Origin of the sequence: Termitidicoccus mucosus, assembly GCF_038725785.1 — a bacterium.
Taxonomy (GTDB): Bacteria; Verrucomicrobiota; Verrucomicrobiia; order Opitutales; family Opitutaceae; genus Termitidicoccus; species Termitidicoccus mucosus.
Genome location: NZ_CP109796.1, coordinates 4,199,808 through 4,222,467 on the forward strand (window position 1 = coordinate 4,199,808; position 22,660 = coordinate 4,222,467).

Genomic DNA, 22,660 nt, shown 5'->3' on the forward strand with positions numbered 1-22,660 from the left:
ACGAACAGGATTTGCCCCAGGTAGGGCGAGGCGTCCCGCCGAGCCGCGGGCGGCAAACGGCTCGGCGGGACGCCTCGCCCTACCTATGGTGCTATTTTTCAATCACTAATGGCATCACAATGCGATCTTGGAGCGTCAGCATAAAAAAACCCGGCAACCTTTCGGCTGCCGGGTTTTAAACTAGGAACGTAAGACTGATCTTTTGATTCGTGTGACCGGAGTCACATTAGAATTTGAAGACCGCCTGCACGCCGACGAAGAATCCATCGTCATACGGAGTCTTGTCGAAAGTCGTATAGCTCACTTCACCGCGGACTTCGAGGTTTTCGGTAAGCGTCAGGCTGGGCGCCACGGTGGCTTTGACGAAGGAGGCTTTGTCAGGGATGTTATCCGCATCAAGCTGACCGCCAGAAAGGCGGCCTGTGATCGCCCACTTTTCAGTGATCGCCTGCTTGACGGAGACTTGGGCGGTGTAGATGTCGGAGTCGATGAGAGCGGGAACGCTGAAAGGAGAGGTCCACGCATCGGCCTGCTGGTAGTTAACCTCAATGCCGAGGGTGGTCTTGCTGCTGTCGATGTAGTATTGACCCCAGATATTCACATAGAAGGTATCATCAGAGGAAATATGCTCATCAAGGAGACCGTGCACGTGATCATGCTGATAGCCGATGGTGGCAGCGGCGCTGAAGGTCTGGTCGTTGTAGCCAAAGTAGAGCTCGGCACCAAGGCTGCCCTTGTTGATGTCGCCATCACCACGGTAGGCGGTGGGACCATACACAGAGTCAAGAACGGCTCCGCCAACAGTAAAGTTGTCGAAGGTATAGGTGACTTTCACGCCGTCGTGATGGCTGGGGATGATGCCCGTCCACTCATCAGCGTAGGTGATCGCGTTGAGTGCCGGGATGTCAAAGGACTCGTAGCCAGCCCAGGTCAGGAAGCGACCGGCGGTGGCGACGATGCCATTGCCGAAGTCGTAGGAGACATAAGCCTCGGGCACCACGACGTCGTCCCCGGCGGGGGAATAGAGACTGATCTTGGCGCTGGTCTTGTCGTATTTGAAGTTGGCGTTCAAACGAACGGCATCCAAATCCATGGTGGAGTCGTCGGTATTTCCACCGGCCTCGTATTTATACCGGGAATACTGCGCGGAACCTGCGGCGTAGCCATCGACGCTGAGGTTGGGATTGAGGGAGATTTCGGCGAGGGCCGAGCCCGCAAACAGCGCGGAGGCAAAAGCTGCACCCGCGATTTTGAGTTTGTTGTTCATAGTGAGGTTGTCGTTAGGTTTGCCTTCAGGCTGGCGATTTGAGAGGCGAACATGGTTCTATCTCTCGTGTCTCCAACCAGAAAAGTTGTAATGGAGGAAGCCAAGAACGACACGAACTGTCGAGAAAATGTTGCAGCGTTTTATCGAAGATATTCGATCGTTTTTATTAACCCATTGATAACAAACAAGATGAATTATATGTTTTTTTGAACGTTTCTGATCGGGCTGCGATTATTCATCATTTTTACAGTAATTGACGTATCCAATCCTGCCTTGATTTGAGAGAGGGAAGGACGATACGGAAGTCGTCTCTCCATAACTTACGGCCATGGTTATGCTTAAATCCTTAATACGCCGTGGAGCCCGCCTTCGCGCCGGCAGGCTCTGGCACGCGTTGAGGCGCACCGGCGAGGGACTTGGCGAGTTCGCGCAGGCCGAGGGTCATGACCTTGAGGTCGCCGCCGGGGCAGAGGAACTGGGCGCCCATTTCAATGGCCCTGCCATACATCTCGGGGCCGACGGCGACGGTGCCCCAGAACTTGCCCGCGGCGCGGGCGGCGGCGGCCACCTTCGCCATGGCCTTGCGCACCTCCTCGTGCCCGATCTGCCCGGGCAGCCCGATGCTCGCCGAGTAGTCGCCGGGACCGAAGAACAGGCCGCTGACACCGGGCACCGCCGCGATCTGGGCGGCGTTTTCCACCGCCTGCGTGTGCTCGATCTGGCAGAGGATCATCGTCTCGGTGTTCTGGTGGCGCATGTATTCGATGGCCGGATGCGCCGCGTAGCCGCTGTCGATGTTGCCCCCGTTCCAGCCCCGCTGGCCGGTGACCTCGCCGGGCGCGGGCTGGGGGTTGTTGAACTTGGCCCACGAGACGATGCGCCGCGCCTCCTCGGCGTCGGCCACCATCGAGCACATCAGCCCGCCCGCGCCCGTCTCCAGCGTGCGCATCACCACCTGGTAGTCGGTGGCCTTCAGCCGCGCGATGGTCGTCACCGGGCTGGCCTTGGCCACCAGGCACAGCGTCGCAAGTTCCTGCGTGGGTATGTCGAAATGCTCCAGGTCGAACCAGATCGCGTCGAAATAGCCCGAACGCGCCACGAAATCCACATGCCGCGGACTCGCAAAGTTGCCCGTCACATACACGCTGACCACCCCGCCTTCGCGGATCTTGGCCAACGCGCGGTTGGGAGGAAGATGATTGTTACTGCTCATGAAAAGAGGATTGAGGGATGCGATTTCAACGAGGGAAGCGGCGGGCGGGCCGTCACAAAGACATCGTCGTTTTTACATGAAATTGGGAAGGGGTGTTTTGATCTCCCGCGCGGAAGCGTGAGAATATCGCTGACGGGGACCAGCCAACAGCACCGGCGGCGGGAGAACAATTCCCGCATTGTGGTTCCCCAAGGAAACCGATTAAAACGACTTCCACCAACGGCAATACTTCCCCGATATGGTTGACACGCTCCCCAGACAATGCCCCCGACCTATCAGTCCATCAGCGCCCAAGTCGCGAACATCATCCGCGACGAACTCAATGCCGGCACATGGAAGGATGCGCTTCCCGGAGAGCGGCAGCTTTCCGAGCGCCTGAGTGTCAGCCGGAAAACCATCCGCAAGGCCCTCGCCATGCTGCGCGCGGAAGGCGTCATCCGCACGGAGCGCAGCCGTGCCAGCGCGCCCATTCAGCGCGCCAGCAAGACGCGCCGCAAGTCCGGCCCGGTCACCCGCGCCGCGTTGCTGCTGCCCGAGCCGATCGAGGGCGCGCGCCCCTTCACCGTGCTCTGGGTCAACCATCTCATGACGCTGCTGCACCATGCCGGCATGGAGCTGGAGGTCATGGCGGGCTGGAAATATTTTGGCCAGAACGCCGCGCAATCGCTGCAAAAGCTCGTGGGCACGCACCCCGGGCGCTGCTGGATACTCGCGCGCTCGCATCGCCCGCTTCAGGAATGGTTCGCCGCCAGCGGCCTGCCGGCGCTCGTCGCGGGCTCGACTCACGAGGGCGTGGAGCTGCCCTGCGTGGACATCGACCATCACGCGCTCTGCCGCCATGCCGCGCTGGCCTTCATGCGGGAGGGCCACCGGCGGCTGGTGCTGTTTCTGGAAAAGACCGAGCACGGCGGCGACCTGGCCAGCGAGCAGGGTTTTCGCGACGGCATCGTCGAGTTTGAAAACGCGGAGGCGCCGCTCATCTGCCGCCCCGCCAAGGGAGCCGCCTCGATCGTGCGCGAGCTACGCCGCATCCTCGCCATGCGGCCCGCGCCGACCGGGTTTTTGCTGAGCAATTCCTTCTCCTATCTGACGGTGCTCAGCTATCTCGCCTCGCAAGGTCTGCGCGTGCCGCAGGACGTGTCGCTCATCTCGCGCGACGAGGAGCCCTTCCTGCCCTATCTGCATCCCACGCCGACGCGCTACGCCGCGCCCCCGGCCAAATTCGCCACGGCGCTGTATCAAGCCATCAAGCGCGTGATCGAGCAAGGCGCGCCGCGCCGCTTCGACGTGCGCATCATGCCCGATTTCATCAAAGGCGGCACCGTGGCGCCGCACACGGGCGACTGAAGAGGCGTTTTTTAGACAGAATGAACAGAATGGGGGAGAATAAACAGAATTGGTAATTTATGAATCCCATTCTGTTAATTTTTATCGATTCTGTTCATTCTGTCTAAGAACAATGACGGCAGCGGGACGGTTTTGTTTTCGAACAGCTCCATCAACACCAGCAGCCCCGTCCAGGGGCACATCGGGTCGCACAACTCCACGTCGCCGCCGCGCCCGGTGACCGCCGAGAAATTCTCGAACAGTCCGCCGCTTTCGCGCCAGTTGCGCTCGTATAATTCCGTCGAGCGCCGCGCGAGCTCCGCTGCCGCCTCGTGGCGGCCGGCGCGCTTCAGCCCGAGATACACCAGGAAATTCAACGGCGCCCAGATGCGGCCGCGCCAGTAGTGCTGTTCCGGATACGCGGGGTCGGAGCGCGGCACCGACGGGATGACCCACTCGCCCCAATACTCCGCCTCGTTTAATAAATGCCGCTCCAGCATCGCATCCGCCTGGCGCCCGGTCACCGCGCCCGTGAGCAAGGGGTAAAAACAGGTCGGCGAGGTGCGCGGGGTGAATTCGCCGGTGTCGGTGCGCACGTTTTGGAAGATGCCCGCGTCCTCGTTCCAGAGCCGCCCGAGCGCGTCGCGATAGGCGGCGCCGCGCGCATCCAGTTCGCGCGCCTCGGCCTCCAGCCCCAGCTCCCGCGCCAGCCGCGCGAGCGCCTCGCAATCCAGAATATAAAGCGCGTTCAGCCCGACATCGGCCAGCGCCATCAGGTGCGTCGCGGTGTCAAACGGAATATCGTCCCACATCGGCGCGTTGTCCGGCCCGCCCTCCAGCTTCGCGCCGCGCAGCGTGTTGGGTTGCAGAACTTCCGCCAGGTCGCCGACCCGCGGCTCAAACGGATGCGACCCGGGCGAAAGCAGGCCGAGCCGGTTTTTGCGCGCCTTGTCCCACCAGCGGTTCCACGCCAGCAGCGGCCTCCAGACCTCGCGCAGGTATTTCCCGTTCGGGCGCAATTCGTGCAGCGCCAGCACGCCCAGCCCGCCGATGCACGGCTGGGAGCGGTCGAGCGAGCTGCGCCCGCTGCCGTTGACGACATTGGGCACGAATTCGCCGTCCACCATCTCCCGAAAAACCTCGCGCACGCAGCTCCATGCCAGCTCCGCATCGTCAAGCGCCAGCAGCCAGCCGAGGAAAAAGCTGTCCCAGCAAAAAATGCCGTAGCCGAGCCGGTCCACGTTCCACTGGCGCGACGGCGTGGTGATGACGCGTTTATATAAAGGCTCATATACGGTGTTCCACGCCAGGCATGCGCGCGCGCCGGCCTGCCGCTCCGCCGCGGCCCCGAAACGCGCGCGGCTCGCCGCCTCCTGTTCGCGGGCCGCGTTTACCAAGGCGGCGATTTCCGCCATGCCCCGGTCCCTCGACGTGGAAATGCCGACATCGCCCGCAAGACCCAGCACCCAGCTCGGGAAACGCCGGGCCAGAAACCCCTCCGTCGCCGGGATCTCCGTGCAATATATATCCATCTCAAAACCCGCCGCGCGCGCGCCGATCACGCGCGGCGCGGACATTATAAAATGCCCCGGCTTGTTCCACAAGAACGCCCCCTCGACCGCCATCGAGGGCGGCCTCGGCCCGGAGTGGCTTGTTTTTATCAACAACACCAAGTCCCGCTCCCCCACCCTCGCGCTTTCCACGCTGATGCGCGCGTCGCCCATCTCCACGGTCAGCGCCGTATAGCCTCCGTCCAGCGCGTGAGGCCCCGGACGCACGCGCACGCGCCGCGCGGCGATTTCCGATTCCGCCAGCTTCACGCCGGCGGTCGCGCCCACCGATTTCGGCCCGAACGCCGTGTCCTCGATCATGGTGAGCATGCCGTGGTGGCAGAACGAAAGCCGCAGCGACAAACCCTCCGGCATGAGCACGTGGTTGAGCACGCTGCGCGTGTCCCAAGTATTCCATCCCTGCGCGCGTGTGGTCGTCAAGACGCGTCCGTTTCCCGATGGCTGACTCATGGTTTATTGGAAAAGTGATAAGAATTTATTTCTGAACAGAAGAAAACGGAGGGAACGAAGAAGGCGTTTTTTTTAGACAGAATGAACAGAATGGGAAAAAATAAACAGAATTAGTAATTTGATGAATCTCATTATGTTAATTTTCATTCATTCTGTTCATTCTGTCCAAAAGCAATATCTTCGTTTCCTTCTGTTCAAATCAAACCGCAATTATTCGGCGGCCAGCGGGGGAAACGCCGAGATGCGCAGCCGCGCCGCGCCCATCGGAATGAGCGTGATGTCCTCAAGCCTCCCGTCGGTTTTAGCCGGATAAAGCGGCAGCACGGGGCAAAATCCCGTCGCGGTCGGCGTCCAGTCCGGAACGCGCGCCCCCTTCGCCCTGAGCTCGACCGGCGCGCTTTCGTGCGTCCACGGATAATTATCCTCCGGCCACGGCCTTTTGACGACCTGGAATGACGACTCCAGGTTTTTCATGTCGCATGCCAATGCGTAATTCCACGCGCTGCCGGGCTTCAGCTCCCACGCGGGCCACCGGCTCCAGTCAACCTGTTTCTGGATTCTGTTTTTCTCGCTTTTCGCAACCGACATCGAATCGATTTTGTTATAGTTCTCCGCAATCTTGAGCGAGAACGTGAGCGGGCCGTAATTTATGCTCAGGCTGCGCTGGTTCACATCCCACTGCCGCGCCTGAAGGCGCATCGGGAGCTTCAGCACCACCCTGTCACCGTCCGCCCATTCGCGCCGGATGCGCACATAGCCGCCCGCCGCCAGCCCCGTCTTTTCCCCGGCGCCGTTCACCGCGATGCTCGCGCCGTCGCACCACGCGGGGATTCTCACGTATAAAGGAAAATCCGTCTTTCGCGGCACGCCGATCTCGAAGCTCACTTGCTCCTCAAACGGATAGGCCGTGCGCTCGGTGACGGTCACCTCGACGCCGTTCGCAACCTTGGCCCGCGCCGACGAGGCCCCGAACAAAACCGCCGCCAAGCCGTTGTCCGCCGTGGCCAGCCACAAATGCCCGGCATAATACGGCCAGCCCTGCGTGTGGTTGTGCTGGCAGCACCGGTGCGCCGTGGGATTATATAAAAAATATCCCGCGCGTTTCGCCTCGACCGAATGAATCGCGGGATGGTGCGTCGCATTGTCGCCGATGATCTGGTTCGGCGCGGTGAAATAGCGCAGCGCCTTGTAATCCGGCATGAACGCCGCCGGATAGGTGTTGAACGCGACATCCTCGCAGTTCTCCGCCCACATCGGGTCGCCCGTGATGCGCAGCAGCAGCTCGTCCGACGCCATCTGCTCGACCATGCCGCAGGTCTCGGCCGCCTGGCGCGGGTCGATGTGGCCGATGCGCGAGTGCTCGTCGCCGCCGAACATCCCGCCCGGCACCTGCCCGAACGCGCGCCGTATCAGCCAGAAATTATTATAGGCCGCGCGCAGGTCCGGCGCCTCCCCGCTCTGCATCCACCAGATCGCAGGCTCGCGAAAGCCCTGCGCGATATCGACATTGTGCCAGATGGGCAGGTCGCTTTCCTGCCGCCAGTTTGCCGCGCTGCGGTGGATTTTTTCCGCGAGCTCCAGGAGCCATTTCTCGCCGGTAATATTATACAGCCAGTAAACGCTGTAGAGATTGTCCCCGGCGCGGAGCTTTTCCCACGGCCTCGATGTTTTCAAAAATTTGTCCTCGGGCTGGCGGAGCTGCCATTGGAAATAGTTTTTCATCAATCCCAGGACACGCCCGTCGCCGGAATACTCGTAATACGACTGGAGGCACCACAGCATGATCATGTTGCCCCACAGGTCGGGCAGCCCGGCCCGGTCGAACCACGGCCCGAAATAGCCGTCCTCCCGCTGGCTGGCGAGCGCGCCCTCGATCCAGGTGCGCGCCTCCTTGATCACCGCGTCGTCGCCGAGAATGTAGCCCATGCTGGAGAATCCCTTCAGCCAGTAAGGGACTTCTTCGAACTTGTTTTTGCCCTCGCCGTCGGGGCTCAGCCAGGCGTTGTTTTCCTTGTTCAGATAATTGCTGACTTCGTGGAGATGCCCGGCGAGGCCGTTGCGCTGCCGGACGAGCACCTCGCGAATCCAGCCCTCCGGCCGCACCGCGCCCGGCGGCAGCTTTATAAAGGACGACGGCTGAAGCGGCGCACGATTTCCGACATAATGACTGTTCCCCGGGGCGGTTGGCGGGCGGGCCATCCACTCGATGTCCGATAATGCCGGCGTAACAAGAGCGGGGAAAAAGGCTCCGGCAAGTGCGAGCAGTATTCTGGTGTTCATGTTATTTTTGAGATTCCAAATATCATGCCATCGACGAACAAGATTTGCCTCTTAGTCAGGGCGAGGTGTCCCCGCCGAGCCGCGGCTCAGCCGGAGGCTTCGCCCTACCACTAACGGCATCCATGGCGTTATTCTCATTCGGGAATGGTATCGGAAGCGGTGCGCAAAGCAGCATGGATATTCCTCTCCGGGCTACTTTGGCGGCGCGGCATCGGTGAGCGGCCAGGCCGCCAGCCAGTCGCGGAGCAATTCGCGCCAGCGCCACGTCACGTCGGCGGAATAGGCGAAAAGCCGTCCGTGGCCGCCGCGCGGGAACACATGCAGCTCCGCCGGCACGCCGGCGGCCCAGCACGCCTTGGCGAACACGATGCTGTTGTCCACTGAAATCAAATCATCATCCGCCGCGTGAAATATGAACGCGGGCGGATTCTGCTTCGTCACGTGCAATTCCGGCGACACCGCTTTTTTTAATGCGTCCGACGGCGAATCCCCGAGCAGGCGGGGAAATGTTTTGGAGTTTCCGGTTTGCCCCAGCACCGCCGAGATCACCGGATACGCGAGGATCAGCCTGTCCGGGCGGGCGGAGACCGTCGCCGCCAGATCGTCATTGGCATCGCGATACACCGTCGGGCGCGTGGCCACCAGCGCGGCCAGATGGCCGCCCGCGCTTCCGCCCATGAGCGCGAGGTTGTGCGCCGGCACCTTCAATTCCCCGGCCTGGCTGCGCAGCAAACGGATGGCCCTCGCGGCATCGGCATAGGGCGCAGGGTGCCGTGTTTTCACGCGGTAATTCACCACGGCCGCCGTGTAGCCGAGCATGCGAAAATATTCGGCGAACAATTTTTCGTAGGGGCTCAGGCTGCCGTAGCCGCCGCCGGGGCAGATCACGATCACCGCCGGGATGGCGTGCCCGGGCGAGATGGGATAAAAAATCTCCATCGTCGGGCGCGGCCCCTGCGCAGGATTATTCGGGCTGCCGTCCGGCCAGAGATTCACCACGCGGTGCAGCAAGGGCGCCGCATCCGCCGCCCGCGCGGCGATAATCCCCGCGCAGGCAATCGTGATCATGACGGCGACGAGACGCCACCGGACTTGCAAAACGCCTTTCATGCGACTGATGGCCTGGTTTTTGCCTTACCAAAGCAGGCTCACGCCGAGGTCGAAGCCGAAGCCTTTGACGCGCTCGCCAAATCCATACGAACCCTTGGCGCTCACACCAAGCGAACGCCCGACTTGCAGGGTGACGCCGAGGTCCACGATGCCTTTGCTGCCGCCGAGGTCGCTTTCATAGACCCTGTCGGCGACCGCGATCGCGGTGTCGCCCATGAATTCATAAAGATAGCTCACCCGGAGCCAGGGCATGATCTTGCAACCCGGCTTCCACTCATGCTCGAGCCACAGGCGGAGGCCGGCGCGCCCCTCCAGCGAATCGGCGCTGTCAATATCATACACGCGGCCGACGTAATCGGTGGGGTCGTCGATGCTGTGCGTTTGATAAACGAGCTGGACCTGCGGCTCCCAGTTCACGTAACCGCCCCGGTCCAGAAACGAACGGCCCACCTCGATCGAGCCGGCCCAACTGTCGCCCTTTGTGCTGAAGGTAGGGTTGCCCGGCACGTTGATGTCATAATCCTCCGTCGCGCCGCGCCCCAGCAGGTCTACATACCAGCGGCCCACCTTGTAGGTTCCATAAACGCCGTAGCCATTGGCCTCGGTGCTCGTGCTGGTGATCGAGACCACGCTGTGCTGGTGCATGTCGGACTTGGCATAATCATAAAACGCGCCAACGGCGAGGCGGCCTCCGCCGAGATTCCAGCTCCAGTCGGCGCCGACTTGCACGCCCTGCGTGTCGATTTTGCTGCCGTCGTAGAAATTCAGCTTGATCTCGTCGTCCTGTTGCAGGCCGTTCACCCAGAGCTGCAATCCGCGCGACGCGTCGAGCGTCCGCGTCACCATCAGGCGCTGGCTGAGCGAGGCCAGGGAGGCCTTGCCGATCAGGATCGAGGCGGCGTCCACGCCGAGCATGAGCGGAAGGGTGGGCGAAATCGACTGCGTCCAGCCCCAGGTGCCGTCGGAATTGCGCACCAAGGTGCGGAGGAGGCCGTTGTCCAGCTCCAGCGGCGCGCAGACCACGTCGGCGGTGACGGACGCGGGATCGGTGGTGATGAGCGGGGCCACGTTGGTCCAGTCGGCATCGTAGCGGAGAATCGCGTCCTGCTCGAACCGGATGTTGACCGTGCCGCTGACGGCGCCGGTGACTTCGAGGACGTCGTTTAGCACGAGGTAGCCGGTTTGGTCGGGGCCGATGCCAAGCACGATGGCGCCCGTGTCATGCCCGACATAGTTGCCCGTGAGGGTGACTTTTCGATATGGATTGGGGTCGCCGGTAATGAGTCCGCCGGCCTTTCCGATACGAAGCTCGCCGGCATTGGTCAGTGTGAACGATGCTCCGCCCGTGGTCAGCGGCTGGGCGTTGGGCACGCGCAACACGCCGTTTTCCCTGATGTTGATGGCTTGGCGGACATGCGTGGCTCCGTCCACGGAGAGGTGAAGAAGGCCGCCGCCGACTTCCAGCACGCCGACATCCACGGCACCCCGCAATATGAGGCCCGCAGGGCCGGTCTTAACCAGCGTGCCCGCGGTGCCGGTGATCGCCCCGTCCCAGATCACCATCGTCCCCGTGCCGGACTGCCCAGCCGTATAAAGGGCGGCCGTCACGCCGTCGGCGATATCGACGGCGTTCGCCAGCGTGAGGGAGTTGGTGTTGGCGCGCAGCGTGCCGCTGCCGGTGAAGGATATGGGCGTCTCCCCGTTCCCCAACTGCGCGGTGGTGTCGAACGCGACCGCGCCGCCGGCGATCTCGATGCCGCCCTTGAAGACATTCGTCCCGGTGTTGGCAAAAGTGAGCATGCCCGCGCCGGTTTTCACGAGTTTGCCCCCGGGCGCGGACACGCCCGTGGTGCCGCCGATTTCCACGACAAAATCGGGATCGGCCGTGATGCCGCCGGAGCCGGTGAAGGTGTAATCGGCGGCGCTGGAGACCAGCATGTCGGAGACACGGGCGCCGCCCGTGCCGAGCTCGATGGAGCGGGCGGCGGCGGGAAGCGCGGCGTCGAACACCACGCGGTCGCCGGCGGCAAACTGGGTGACGCCGCCGGAGCCGGTCCAGTTATGGCCGGCGATGTCCCACGAGGGCGCGCCGCCGGTGCCCGTCCACGTGACCACGCGCGAGTAATCGGAAACGGCGTGGAGGATGAGGTCGCCCCCGCTTTGCGAAAGCGAGGCCGACTGGCGGCCCACCTCGGGCAGCACCTCGCCGTTGAGGGTGAGCTGGATGTTTCCATACAGCGAGCCGATGTTGCCGAGATTGAAGATGCCGCTTTGCACGGACTGGATGTCGAGGCGGTTGCCGCCCGCGAGGGTGATCGCGCCGGCGCCCGCGAGCATGACGCGGTCGCTCAGCCCGTAGCCGTCCGTGCCCGTGCCGGCGAAGAGATCCATCGCGATGATGCCGCCGCTGGCGAGCGTGACGCTGTCGGTCAGCGTCAGGATTTGCGCCCCGGTGACGCCGTCCGCGCCGGGGCGGACCAGCGAGGCGTTCAGCGCGACGCCGGTGGACAGCGTGCCCGAGCCAGCGAGCCCGAGGCCGGTGCCGTAGCTGATCGGCGCGGCGGAGTCCAAGGCGAAAACGCCGCCGCCGAGCACTTCAAGCACCGCGCCGTTGTCAAAGGCGATGCTGCCCGCGCGGAGCAGGCCGTTGAGGGACAGCGTGGCGCCCGTCCCCACCTCGAACGAGCCCGCGTTGTTCGCGGCCCCGTAGGTCGCGCCACCGTCCAGCCGGAACACTCCCGCCTCCACCGTGGTGTCGGCGACGATGTCCGACACGTGCTCGCGAAACACCACCGTGCCCGCGCCGGTCTTGGTCACGGTGAGCACGGTGGTGCCGGTGGCCGAAACGGGATCGTGGAAGCGGATCGTCCGCCCGGCCGCGGCATCCAGGGTCAGCGTGCCGGTGGCGCCGCCGAAATACACCGCGTTGGCCGCGCCCGCCGCGCTCACCGTCATGGTGCCGCCGGTGGCGAGCGTGTCGGTGCCGGTGAGGGTCGCGCCGCTGGTGTTGCCCTCGAACACGATGTCGCCGCTGGTGGCCGCAAGCGTGAGCGAGCGTCCGTCGCCGGCGTAAATGGCACCGCCGTTGCCGCCCGCGTGGTTGTCCAAAAACGAAACCGCGCCGGCGATGCGCATGTCGGCGGAGGCGCTCATGGTCGCGAGCGCGCCGCCGTTGCGGGCCGCGATGTTGCGCGCGAAGGTGCCGCTGTTGTTTATCTCCAGGGCGCCCATCGCGAGCGCGCCGCCGTCCACTCCGGCTTGGTTGTCAAGAAACTCAAACGCCCCGTTCAGGGTCATCCGCGTGGCGCCGCGAATGCCGCCGCCGTTGCTCACGGCGGTGTTGCCCGTCACGGACAGCATGGCGCTGTTGATGTCGATGTCGCCCGCCATCATGCCGCCGCCGGCGCCGCCGGCGCGGTTGTTTTTAAAAACCGTCGTCGCGCCGTTGAAGGACAGGGTCGTGCTGTTGGCGGTGTAGATGCCGCCGCCGTTGCCGGTGGCGCCGGCGCTGTTGCCCTCAAAAAAGGCGTCGCCTTGGAAGGTCAGCACGCCGCCATTGAGAAAGATCGCCCCGCCGGAGGCGCCCAGGCTGGCGTTTTTCCAAAAGGTCGCGCTTTGCATGAAAAGCAGGGTGTTGCCCGTGTTGCCATAAATGGCCCCGCCGGAGCGCCCGGCAGTATTGCTGGTGAACAGGGCGGTTTGCTGGAAGGTAAACTCCGAGCTGGCGTTCGCGCCGCCGGAGTAAATCGCCCCGCCGTTTCTGGCGTTGACGGTGTCAAACGTGCCCGTCGAGACCGAGTAGCCGGCCTTGTTGCCGTCGAAAACCACGGCGCCGGCGAACGTGAGGGAACCGTTCTGCGTCGAGACGGCGCCGCCGGTCGCGGTGGAGACGTTGTCTTTGAAAATCACATCCCCGGCGAGGATCAGGAGATTGGTCGCGGTGTTGCCGGCGACATACAAGCCGCCGCCGGTCGCGTTCATGTTGGCGTTTGCGACGATCAGGCGGTCCAGCGTCACGGTCTTGGCCGTGACGGCGGTGGCGTTGGTGAACCGCAAGGGCCGCTTGTTGACGGCCCCGCTCGCGTCCCAAAGCGCCCACTGGCCGGCGACCTGATCCTCCTGCCTGATGGTGATGCCGGACGCCGCGATCTCGGCATTCGTGCCGGACACCACCCACTCATTGACGCCCAGCACCGTGCCGTTTGACAAGGTGACATTGCCGGAGCTGCCGGAGAGTTTCAGGATGTCATTGTTGGCGAGGCCGGGCAAGGCGTCGCCCGTCGAAAATGTATATTCGGCCGCCGGAAGCCGCGGGCCCGGCAGGGAAAGCGCGCACACGCAGGCGGCCGGCAGCAAACGGCGGAGGAAGGCAATACGGGGGGCAAATGTTTTCATGGGATTCATCATTTGTTATATTGGTTGCGCCCGGTCAGAGCTTGATGGTGTAGGCCAGCGAGAGGTTGAACTCCGGCATCACCTGGCGGTTGCGCTGGATGACGTCTTGGTTGAGCAGGTTGGCCGCCGTCGCGCTGACCTCATGCTGCCATTTCCCGACGCGCCACTTGTAGGCAATGCTGGCGCGGGTGGAAAAATAATCGCCGATTTTAATATCCCGGAAACCCGAATGGGAGAGGACATACGTTTTCCCGTTGGGCAGCGTGGTGCTGATGCCGCCGCGGTCGGACCAGGGATAGGATTCGCCGGTGTAGGTGACGCCCAGGGTGGTGCGGAAGCCCCGCAGGAAGCCGCGCTTCCATACCTGGGTCCAGGCGAGGTAGGCGTTGTGCTGGGGGATGCCGGCCATGGGGCGGTTGAGCGCGTCGTAGTCGTTGCCCTTGTCGGTGTATTTGGCGTTGGTGTAGCCGTAGCCGAAGCGGAGGTTGGTAGTGAAGCGCGGGTTGTCCAGGCGGTAGGTCGCGTCGAACTCCAGCCCGCGCGAAAAGATTTCGCCGATGCGGCGGGTGTCGCCGTTGTCATCGGTGGCCTGCACGCCGCGGCGGACGATATAAAAACCGCCAAACGTGAACCTGAGCCGGTTGTCGAAAACATCCACCTTCACGCCGTAATCGAGCCCGAAGCCGGTTTCGTTCTCGATGCTGGTGATGTCGCGGTCGGGGACGTAGCTGTTGGTTTGCGAGTTAACAAAAAAGGACCTGGCGTAGTTGGCGTAGCCGCGCACGCCCTCGACCACGTCGAAGTTGATGCCGATGTTGGGAGTGAAATTATCGACATCGAGCTTCCACGAACGGACGCCGTAGAAATCGTTTGTGGGGTCCTCGTCGCGGACCTCCTTTTCACGCCGCAGGTCCTGCTTCATGTAATCATAACGGATGCCGCCCGCGATGATAAAGCGTCCGCCCCAAGCCGCCGTCTGGTGCCGCAAGAACATGCCGTAAACCTCGGTGGTGCAGTCGTCCCAGCGGTAGAGGGAATAAAGATATTCATCCGGCGAGGGCCAGAAATAGTTGGGATTTTCCGGATCGAGCACCCGGCCGAAACCACTCGCGTTGGCGTCGGCGGCGGCCATCCGCCACTGGGGGTTGGTGCGGTTGTAACTTGAATAATCAATCGTGAACAGGGTGCGGTTTTCGAGCGCGCCACGGGCCAGCCAGTAATGGGCGAGCAGGTCGGCCTGCGCGCCGTAGCCGGACTCGTCGCCGGAGCTGATGCCGGGAAGGCGGTTGGTGATCATGCCCGGGTTGGGCGTGGTCTCCACGCCGGAGCCATTCAGGGACGACTCATCATAAAAGGGGTTCACGCCGCCGGAGACGTTGTTCGACTGGCCATTCACATTGCGCTTGAACCAGTTGCCCGCGACGCGCAGGGACAGCACCCGGTTGAAGCGGTGCTCGAAGGTGGCGTTGTAGGTGACGAGGCTGCGCCAGCTCAGCTCGTTCGGCCCATACCAGTTGAAGCCCGCCACCTCGGTGGCGAGGCGCGGGTAAGTGGCCGCGCCGAGGCCGGTCCTGCCGCCATGACGCACCGCCGGCACCGGCGCCGTGAGGTGTGCCAGGCGATCGGTGAACTCCGCCTCGATGAGCAGGCTGGTGTTTTGGGAAAATTTGTGCTGCACCGCGGCGGAGAGAAGCCGCGAGCGGAGGTCGGCGTAAGGCTGGTCGTAATCGGTCCTGAAATACGAGGCGTCGATGATGAACGAGGTCTTGCCGGACGGATGCATGGTCAGCGGCCCCGTGACCTCGGCGTCGAAGCCGAAAAGATTGTTCGAGCCCACACGGGTGGCCAGCTTCGCGGTCTTTTTCAGCTTCGGTTTTTTGGTGACAATGTTGACCAGGCCGGCGGGCAGGCACTCGCCATAAACGGCCGCCGACGGGCCCTTGATGATTTCGATGCGCTCGATGTTGGCGCGATTGACCACGCCGATGCGGAGGAAGCCGTTGCGCAATTGTTTCCCGACGCCGGTGCCGCGCATGTTGATATTGCCGCTGCCGGAATCAAACCCCCCGAACGAACTGGCGTAGGCAAAATCCTCTTCGAGGTCCGTGAAACCCAGATCCTCGATGAATTCCATCGTGATCACCTCGATCGCGTAGGGCAGGTTCTGGATTTTCTCGGCCACGCGCGAGCCGGTGGCGGCCATCGAGGCGCCGTAGCCGTCGTCCGGCCGCGAGGTGACGGTGAATTCGGACATCTCGATGACATCCTCATCGGCAGGCCCGGCCGGGCGCTCTTGGGCCAGGCACAAGCCCGCGGCAAAGGTGCATGCGGTCAGGAGGAATCGCCACTTGGGACGGGGAAACGCCGGGGATGGGGATGTTTTCATTGGGAGGATGCTGGTGCGGTTAGTGGATTCAACAAACGAAACGACGGGGAGCGGGGAGGAGGGAATGCAACATGAATGAACCCCGCCGGGGGATTCGTTCAACCGTGATGAATTGGTCTCCGCCAGAGACCGGCACCCGGCAACGACACCACGGTTGCGGGGACCAGTTCCGTGCCGGGCCGCGCGTGCCGCGGCGGGGGCTTCGTTTGCGAAACCCATGGCGAACCAGGCGCGCGGGCGGCGGCCTGGCACAAGGCCCTGCATATCGTGTTTTCAGTACATTGGCGCGGCAGCGCCTGTAAGGCGAAGCCTCCGGCTGAGCCGCGGCTCGGCGGGGACGCCTCGCCCTGCCACCATTTGGGCCAATGGTGAGAGAAAATACTATATCAGACTACAAATCCACTTGGAGCGGTGTGCCGATTCGGGCGGCGGCACCGGCTTGCGCACCGTTTATATACACGCGCAGGCCCGCGCCGCGGTGGAATTTTTCGCCGGTCTTGTCATAAATGATGGTGAGGTCGCGGCCGTGGTAGCGCACGTTTTCGAGGCAGAACCAATCCCAGTCTTCGGGGATGATCGGGTTGACGGTGAGCATGTCGCCCTCGGCTGGGCGGAGACCGGCGAGCATGGTGATGACGAGATCGCAAAAGGTGGAGTGGTTGTAGTCCTTGCTGTGCTGCTCGGGCTGGCGCCACTGGCCTTTGTTATATACTTTGAAACGCGCGCGGGAGAGCCAGTCACCGTTGAGGGGGTTGAGGTTTTCGTCTATCCAAGGGACGAGCGTGCCGTCGTCGAGGCGGAGTTTGTGCGAGCGGGCGTAGGTAAGGAAGGTGTCGAGCCAGATTGTTTTCAGCTCTGCGAAGTCGGCGGCAGCGGCGGAAACAGGAGCGCGGACATTCCTGTCCGCGGAATCGCGGGCTGAAAAGCCCGCGCTCCTTCGCGGATCGTTGATCACGTTGGCGAGCGCGGTGAGGGTTTGCGCGGTGGCAAAGGGCCAGGAGGGACCGTTCCACTGGCAGAAGCGGCGGCCGGAATAGGCGAGGAGGAAATATTTTCCGCGCTGCTCGCAGGTGGTCGGACCGAAGGGGGCGCGAAATCCGTCCCAATCGGCAAGCTGGAGCCAGGCGTCATCGCGCGCCGGCTCCGGCATGGCGTTGTCGAAATACCAGGGCGTGTAGCCGTGGAGCTCGCGGTCGGTGTTGAGACGGAGGGCGGAGGAGGAAGACGGCGGGGTTTTCCCGCGAAAGGCGACTTTGTAGAAGCGGGTATTTTCGTCCCAGAGTTTTTCGTCGCGCAGCGCAAGGATTTCGGCGGCGGTCTTTTCAAATTCGGCGGCGGTGGCGGCGTCGCCGGCGCGTTTGGCGAGGGAGGCGATGGCCAGGGCGTCGGCCGCCATGTAGGAGTTGATGGTGGCGCGGTAGTGATTGTCGGAGTCGTGGTCCTTCCCGCCAAACTCGGCGAAGGCGGACGATTCCTCCATGCCGTCGAAGAGGTCGCGCTGCCAGAAAAGACCGTTGGGATCGCGGCGGATTTTTTCCCACTCGCGGAAGTTGTGGACGAGCTTGGGGAGGAGTTCGCGGACGAGGGCGTCGGAGCCGGTGGCGCGCGCCTGCTGGAGGAGCGAGTCGGCGAGCCAGACGGAGTAGCGGCGGAGGAATTTTTCCTCGGCGACGCCGGCGAGCCAGAAGCGCGCGTAGTCGTCGAGGTAGCGCGGGTCGCGCAGCCAGCGGCCTTCGCGGAACTGGTGGCCGACGGGGCAGCTGATGATGTTTTCCGGCCCGGCGTGCGGCACGGGCGCGAGGAACTCGGTGATGACGTGGCCGCCGGCGGCGGTTTTGCGGATGTGTTTTCTGAACGTCCACCAGCGGAAATAATACGTGCGCTCGACATCGGGGTCGGGGCAGAGGAAGCGCGGGCAGTTTTCGAGGAGGAAGGCGGCGGCGGCGGAGTTTGTAATGGATTGTGGATACAGCTCGGTGTCGCGCGCGTTGAAGGTTTCCACATAATTGGAAACAACGGAATCGGGGATGATGGCGCCGGCGCCAGCGGTGTTAATATGCAACGGGAATTGCACCATGAGCATGGCGATCAGGAGGCGGTGTTTCATGGGTTGGGGAATTATTTTTTCTCTCACAAAGGCGCAAAGGCACAAAGAAAGTCAAAAACGGAAAGAGGAAAACAAGCCGCCGACACCACCAATCCCTTGCCTCTTGCCTTCCATCCCCTTTGTGCCTTTGTGAGAGAATGTTTTAATGGTTGGTTTTATTTGCCGGCACCGTTTTTTTGGGCGGCTCGTTTTTGGGAGAGGAAATCCCACAGCGCGGCGTCGGTTTCGGAGAGCTTGAAGCGGACGGCGACGACGTAGTTGCCCTCGTCGCCCTCCGTGTATTTGGCGTAGGTGGTGGCCACGAGGGTGGCGTCGGGGAGGACTTCGAGGCCGGGGTAGCCGCAGTCGTCCATGAGGCGCCCGGGGAAATTTTTCCCGCGGCGGTGATTGTGGATGAGTTTGACGCGATAGAGGCCGGGTTTGCCGTTGACGATGTCGTCGTAGCGCCCGACCCACGCGACGAAGTGGTTGTTGGTGGGGCTGGTTTTGCGGCCGACGTCGCGGAAGACGACGACGAGGCGCCCGTCGGGCGTGTAGCTGGCCTTGTGGCGGTCGCCCCAGAGGGTCCGGGGGAGTTTTTTCTCCTTCGACCAGGTGCGGCCCTCGTCGTCGCTGGTCATGAAGAGGGACTCGTGCCTGGCGTCCTCGCGGATGAGGCAGAGGAGCTGTTTGCCGTCGGGCGAGCGGACGATCTCGGGCTCGCAAAGGCGGAGGCCGGGGAGGTCGCGGACGATCTCGTAGTCGGACCAGGTGAGGCCGCCGTCGGTGGAGAAACTTTGCGCGAGGACGTTGGAGCGTTTCTCCTTGGTCTCGCCGGGGCGACGGATGTTGGTCATGGCCAGGAGCCGCCTGCCGCCGTCAACGGGCTTCACGTCGGTGAAGGGCATGACGGAGGGGCCGAGACCGGCGCCGGCGGGCTGCATGGGCGACCACGTTTTGCCGTCGTCCTCGGAGTAGGCGCGCCGCATGACGCCCTTTTGCTGGGCAAAGACGACGAGGCGCGCCTTCCCCTCCGGGTCGGCGAGGCGGTAGATGGCGGGGCAGTTGCTCGTTGTCTTCCAATTTTCCGGCACGGGGAGGAGGTCGCTCCACGTGAGGCCGCCGTCGTCGCTGCGCTTCATGGGGCCGCAAGGCCCGCCGTGGCCGATGGTCCAGACGCAGTAGATGGTCCTGCCGTCGGGCAGCAGCACGGTGGTGGGGTGGCCCTGGTAAATCTCCGTCGTGCCGCGCGCGACGACGACGTGGCGCGCGGCGGCTTCGGCGGGGCCGGAGAGATCCACCGTCGCCAGCGGAAAATCCGCCGAGGGAGGAATGACGGATGCCATCGCGAAGGCATGGAGAAAAAGGAGGGCGGCGGGGAGGAGGCAGCGTGTGGTCATGGAAGTGGGATGGAGCAATGGCTTAGTTTGTGGGAAACCCCACGCGGACCTCAAGGCCGCAGCGTGTAATGATGCCGATAATGATATAAATTTCCCGACACGGGCCGGCGACGGCCGGAGCTAGAACTTGAACGTGTTGGTCCAAGTGATGCTGCGCGGGGCGACGGTTTCGTAGGCGGAGCGGCGGATGGCGGCGTTATTGTCGGGGCGGCGTTCGTGAAAGCCCCACAGGGCGTCCGGGCGGGTCAGCATTTGCTGCCGGTCAAAGAGGTTGGTGACGAGGAGCTGGGAGGTCCACAGGAGGCGTCCGAACCGGCGGGTGTAACTGCACAGGAGATTGGCGCGGACGAGGGCGGGGCGCTTGTGGAGGAGGCGGGGGGCATCCTCGGCGTAGCCGTTTTCATAATAATAAAAATCGTTGCGCTCCCACTCGCCGATGACGGTCAGGCCGAGGCGCAGGCCTTTGAGCGGGCCGCGCTGGAGGGTGTAGGTGTTGGTCAGGTTGAGGCTTACCTCCGGGTAGCCGGTGGTGCGTTCGCCGCGGAGCGAGGTGGTGGCGGCTTGCAGGGGAGTGACGCCGGTGAGCTGGTATTCCGACATGGGGCGGCCCACCTCGCCGGTGTTGATGCGCGCGGGGCCGGCGTCGGATTGCAGGAGGGTCTGGATGCCGCTGGCGCGGAAGTGGCCGTTGTCGGGGTCGGGATCGGCGTAATACAAATCGGCGGGGTTGCTGAGTTTTTCGACGGTGAGCGGCACGAAGCCGGCCTGCCCGGCGACGCCGGGGGTGGAGCTGAAAGACGCCTCGCGGACATACACGACGGGGCCGTTTTTGCCATAGGTGAGGCGTCCGTCCTCGGTGACGTGGAATTTGTCGTTATATAAAACATTATACTGGGTGTCGTTGCCGATGGTGCCGCGGATGAAGGCGGCGGAGAGGCGGGTCTGCCAGCCTTTCATGGGGGAGGCGACGACGGAGACTTGCACGCCGTAGGATTTTTTCTTGATCGCGATGTAGCGCCCGCGCTGTTCGCCGGAGTAGCCGTTGATGCCCTCGGGATTGATCAGGCTCATCATTTCGCTGCGCAGGGCGTAGGGTTCATCCTCGGCCTGCAATTCGTAGAAGGAGATGGAGCCGGAGACGCGGTTGCGGTCGTCGCCGATTTTCAGGCCGACCTCCTCGCCGAGGGAGTGGGAGACGGGAAGCGGGGCGCCGTAGGGGTCGGCCATGATGTTGAGCGCCATTTCGGGGAGGTTGTAGGTGTCGGAAACGAGGGCGTAGGCGCGGAGCCAGCGGTTGAGGTCGTAGTTCAGCCCGGCGGAGAAGCTCCAGGTCTTGCCCTCGGCGACGAGCGCCGTCGTCGGGCGGCTGGGCCACTGGTGATTAAACACATTCATATAACGGAGGCCGAACAGCGAGGTGAGGCGTCCGTCGCCCCATTGCGTGTAATTGAGGGCGTAGCCGCCGCGGTTGTAGGATCGGCTGCGGATGTTGATGCCGCCGCTGCTGGCGTCGTCGGGATTGAGGCCGCGGGGGTTTTCGGGGGTGGCGGGGATGGCGTTTTCGGGGTTCATGACGTCGATGATGGCGTATTGGTATTTGGCCACGTCGGGGTTGGCGTTGTTCATGTTGCCGGTGAACGTGTCGAGGTAACGCCCGGAGCGGAGGTCGGGGAGCGGATCGTTGACGGCGCCGCCGCTGACGACCCACCAGGGGATGGTGGGCCTCATGCGGGAGCCGGAGGCGTTGCGGCGGAGGTTGCCGTCGGCGTCGGCTTGGTAATAGGTGTAGCCGAGGTTGACGTAGCGGGCCTCGGTGTAGTCGGCGGCGATGGAGGTCTGGCTGCGGGCGAGGCCGCCGAAGAAGGTGTTGGTGAGGAGAGCGGAGACACGGAAGGACTTGGAGTGGGAAGGCTGGCTGGCCCAGCCGTGGCGGGTGCTGTTGGAGTTGGGTTGCATCACCCATTCATCCAGATTGGAGGGATTGCCCGACGCGACGGACTCGGGGGCGAAGAGATTGCCGCCGCGGCCATACAGGATGCTGTCGCGGTCCTGGTAGCCGGCGGAAAGCTGGGTGGAAAACCATTTGCTCCATTTGGTCTCGACGATGGCGGAGACCATGGTGGCGGTGCGTTCTTCGCTGTAGCTGGCGCCCCAGTAGGAATCAAGATTTTCCCAGTCGATGCGCCCATTGGCGATGGTGCCGGCGCCGGCGGCGGCGGCGGGGTCGGTCGGCGCGTCCATCTGGCCGGTGGTCATGAGGTAGCGGACGGACAAACCGTGGCGGGCGTCGGCGGCGGCGCTGCCGAGGTTGAGAGTCAGGCCGGCGGGGAGGAGCCGGTCAAAGTGCGTGTATTTGCCGGTGAGCCGGATGACGGTGTGGTTGCCGAGGCGGACGGCGGCCTGCATATAGGCGCCGGTGAGCGGGCCTCCGATCCAGAGGCGGTGGTCGCCGAGTTTTTCCGAGAGCACGGAGGCAACCAGCGCGAAACGCCGGGTGCCGAGCGTCTGTTCGAGCGTGGCGCTGTATTGGCCGTCGTCATTGATGCGGAATCGGATGGTCGAACCGGGGCGTTTGTTGAAACGGGCCTGCTTGGATATGTAATTGATGACGCCGCCGCCGCCGCCGTTTCCATACAACAATGCCTGCGGGCCGTTGATGACCTCGACGCGTTCGATGCCGAGTTTGTTGCTCATGCCGGTGCCGATGGGCGAGGGGAGCATGAAGTTGTCCTGCTTGACGGCGGCGGCGCCGAAGCCGCGCAGCGTGACGCCGGAGGAGACGCTGTCGCCGCCGGCGCGGTCCATGGGCAGGAACGCGGAGCCGCCTTCGGGGTCGCCGGCGACGGAGCCGAGGCCGGCGCCGGCGGAATAGTCGCGGAGCATTTGCTCAAGGGAGACGCTGAGCACGTCCTCCATGAACGCCTCGGTGAAGATGTCGGCGGAGATGGGGAGCTTGCCGAGCTCGGCATTGAAGCTGGTGATCGAGTTGGAGTTGAGGGCGTCGTAGCGATCGTCGGCGCTGGCGGTGACCTCAAAAGCGTTGAGTTCCACGATCTCGCCGTCGTCGGTGCCGGCGGACGCACTTTTGTCGGAGACGGCCTGGGCGGGGCAGTCCGTGGAAAAAACCATGGCGGCGAGGAGAAGCGCGGGGAGGGCGGAGTGTTTCATGGATGTCA

The 22,660-nt window shown here is 63.4% G+C and carries 11 protein-coding genes; 1 reads left to right on the forward strand and 10 read right to left on the reverse strand.

What is annotated here, in order from left to right; all coding sequences use genetic code 11:
- Window positions 1-226: 226 nt before the first annotated feature.
- Both OH491_RS14700 and OH491_RS14705 read right to left on the reverse strand, forming a co-directional pair.
- Window positions 227-1,267: an outer membrane beta-barrel protein gene (locus OH491_RS14700; protein WP_068773096.1), complete on the reverse strand. Its 1,041-nt coding sequence runs from the start codon at window positions 1,265-1,267 to the stop codon at window positions 227-229.
- Between the two features lie 346 nt (window positions 1,268-1,613).
- Window positions 1,614-2,480: an HpcH/HpaI aldolase family protein gene (locus OH491_RS14705; protein ID WP_068773097.1), complete on the reverse strand. Its 867-nt coding sequence runs from the start codon at window positions 2,478-2,480 to the stop codon at window positions 1,614-1,616.
- A 261-nt stretch (window positions 2,481-2,741) separates the two neighbouring features.
- On the opposite strand from OH491_RS14705, the gene OH491_RS14710 reads away from it, so the two are divergent.
- Window positions 2,742-3,827 carry a substrate-binding domain-containing protein gene (locus tag OH491_RS14710; protein WP_068773098.1) on the forward strand — a complete coding sequence of 362 codons (1,086 nt, stop codon included), beginning with the start codon at window positions 2,742-2,744 and terminating at the stop codon, window positions 3,825-3,827.
- A 74-nt stretch (window positions 3,828-3,901) separates the two neighbouring features.
- Here the strand turns inward: OH491_RS14710 and OH491_RS14715 are convergent, their stop codons facing one another.
- The 8 genes from OH491_RS14715 to OH491_RS14750 form a co-directional block, all read right to left on the reverse strand.
- Window positions 3,902-5,827 carry an MGH1-like glycoside hydrolase domain-containing protein gene (locus OH491_RS14715; protein WP_145929130.1) on the reverse strand — a complete coding sequence of 642 codons (1,926 nt, stop codon included), beginning with the start codon at window positions 5,825-5,827 and terminating at the stop codon, window positions 3,902-3,904.
- A 210-nt stretch (window positions 5,828-6,037) separates the two neighbouring features.
- On the reverse strand, window positions 6,038-8,107 hold the full coding sequence (locus OH491_RS14720; protein WP_068773100.1) for a beta-L-arabinofuranosidase domain-containing protein: 2,070 nt from the start codon (window positions 8,105-8,107) through the stop codon (window positions 6,038-6,040).
- A 192-nt stretch (window positions 8,108-8,299) separates the two neighbouring features.
- The gene (locus tag OH491_RS14725) at window positions 8,300-9,217 is read right to left on the reverse strand and encodes an alpha/beta hydrolase (protein ID WP_068773101.1); all 918 of its coding nucleotides are present in this window, start codon (window positions 9,215-9,217) and stop codon (window positions 8,300-8,302) included.
- Between the two features lie 24 nt (window positions 9,218-9,241).
- The gene (locus OH491_RS14730) at window positions 9,242-13,612 is read right to left on the reverse strand and encodes an autotransporter outer membrane beta-barrel domain-containing protein (protein WP_334319747.1); all 4,371 of its coding nucleotides are present in this window, start codon (window positions 13,610-13,612) and stop codon (window positions 9,242-9,244) included.
- Window positions 13,613-13,646: 34 nt separating this feature from the next.
- Window positions 13,647-15,998, reverse strand: a complete 2,352-nt coding sequence (locus OH491_RS14735; RefSeq protein ID WP_068773103.1) for a TonB-dependent siderophore receptor — start codon at window positions 15,996-15,998, stop codon at window positions 13,647-13,649.
- A gap of 391 nt (window positions 15,999-16,389) precedes the next feature.
- The gene (locus OH491_RS14740; protein ID WP_068773104.1) at window positions 16,390-18,105 is read right to left on the reverse strand and encodes an MGH1-like glycoside hydrolase domain-containing protein; all 1,716 of its coding nucleotides are present in this window, start codon (window positions 18,103-18,105) and stop codon (window positions 16,390-16,392) included.
- Window positions 18,106-18,260: 155 nt separating this feature from the next.
- Window positions 18,261-19,484: a sialidase family protein gene (locus OH491_RS14745; protein WP_068773105.1), complete on the reverse strand. Its 1,224-nt coding sequence runs from the start codon at window positions 19,482-19,484 to the stop codon at window positions 18,261-18,263.
- 120 nt (window positions 19,485-19,604) lie between these two features.
- Window positions 19,605-22,652: a TonB-dependent receptor plug domain-containing protein gene (locus OH491_RS14750; RefSeq protein WP_068773106.1), complete on the reverse strand. Its 3,048-nt coding sequence runs from the start codon at window positions 22,650-22,652 to the stop codon at window positions 19,605-19,607.
- Window positions 22,653-22,660 lie beyond the last annotated feature (8 nt).

Excerpts from the sequence above, each read along its gene's own strand:
- OH491_RS14700 (WP_068773096.1), bottom strand. The coding sequence starts at position 1,267 with ATGAACAACAAACTCAAAATCGCGGGTGCAGCTTTTGCCTCCGCGCTG.
- OH491_RS14705 (WP_068773097.1), bottom strand. The coding sequence starts at position 2,480 with ATGAGCAGTAACAATCATCTTCCTCCCAACCGCGCGTTGGCCAAGATC.
- OH491_RS14710 (WP_068773098.1), top strand. The coding sequence starts at position 2,742 with ATGCCCCCGACCTATCAGTCCATCAGCGCCCAAGTCGCGAACATCATC.
- OH491_RS14715 (WP_145929130.1), bottom strand. The coding sequence starts at position 5,827 with ATGAGTCAGCCATCGGGAAACGGACGCGTCTTGACGACCACACGCGCG.
- OH491_RS14720 (WP_068773100.1), bottom strand. The coding sequence starts at position 8,107 with ATGAACACCAGAATACTGCTCGCACTTGCCGGAGCCTTTTTCCCCGCT.
- OH491_RS14725 (WP_068773101.1), bottom strand. The coding sequence starts at position 9,217 with ATGAAAGGCGTTTTGCAAGTCCGGTGGCGTCTCGTCGCCGTCATGATC.
- OH491_RS14730 (WP_334319747.1), bottom strand. The coding sequence starts at position 13,612 with ATGAAAACATTTGCCCCCCGTATTGCCTTCCTCCGCCGTTTGCTGCCG.
- OH491_RS14735 (WP_068773103.1), bottom strand. The coding sequence starts at position 15,998 with ATGAAAACATCCCCATCCCCGGCGTTTCCCCGTCCCAAGTGGCGATTC.
- OH491_RS14740 (WP_068773104.1), bottom strand. The coding sequence starts at position 18,105 with ATGAAACACCGCCTCCTGATCGCCATGCTCATGGTGCAATTCCCGTTG.
- OH491_RS14745 (WP_068773105.1), bottom strand. The coding sequence starts at position 19,484 with ATGACCACACGCTGCCTCCTCCCCGCCGCCCTCCTTTTTCTCCATGCC.
- OH491_RS14750 (WP_068773106.1), bottom strand. The coding sequence starts at position 22,652 with ATGAAACACTCCGCCCTCCCCGCGCTTCTCCTCGCCGCCATGGTTTTT.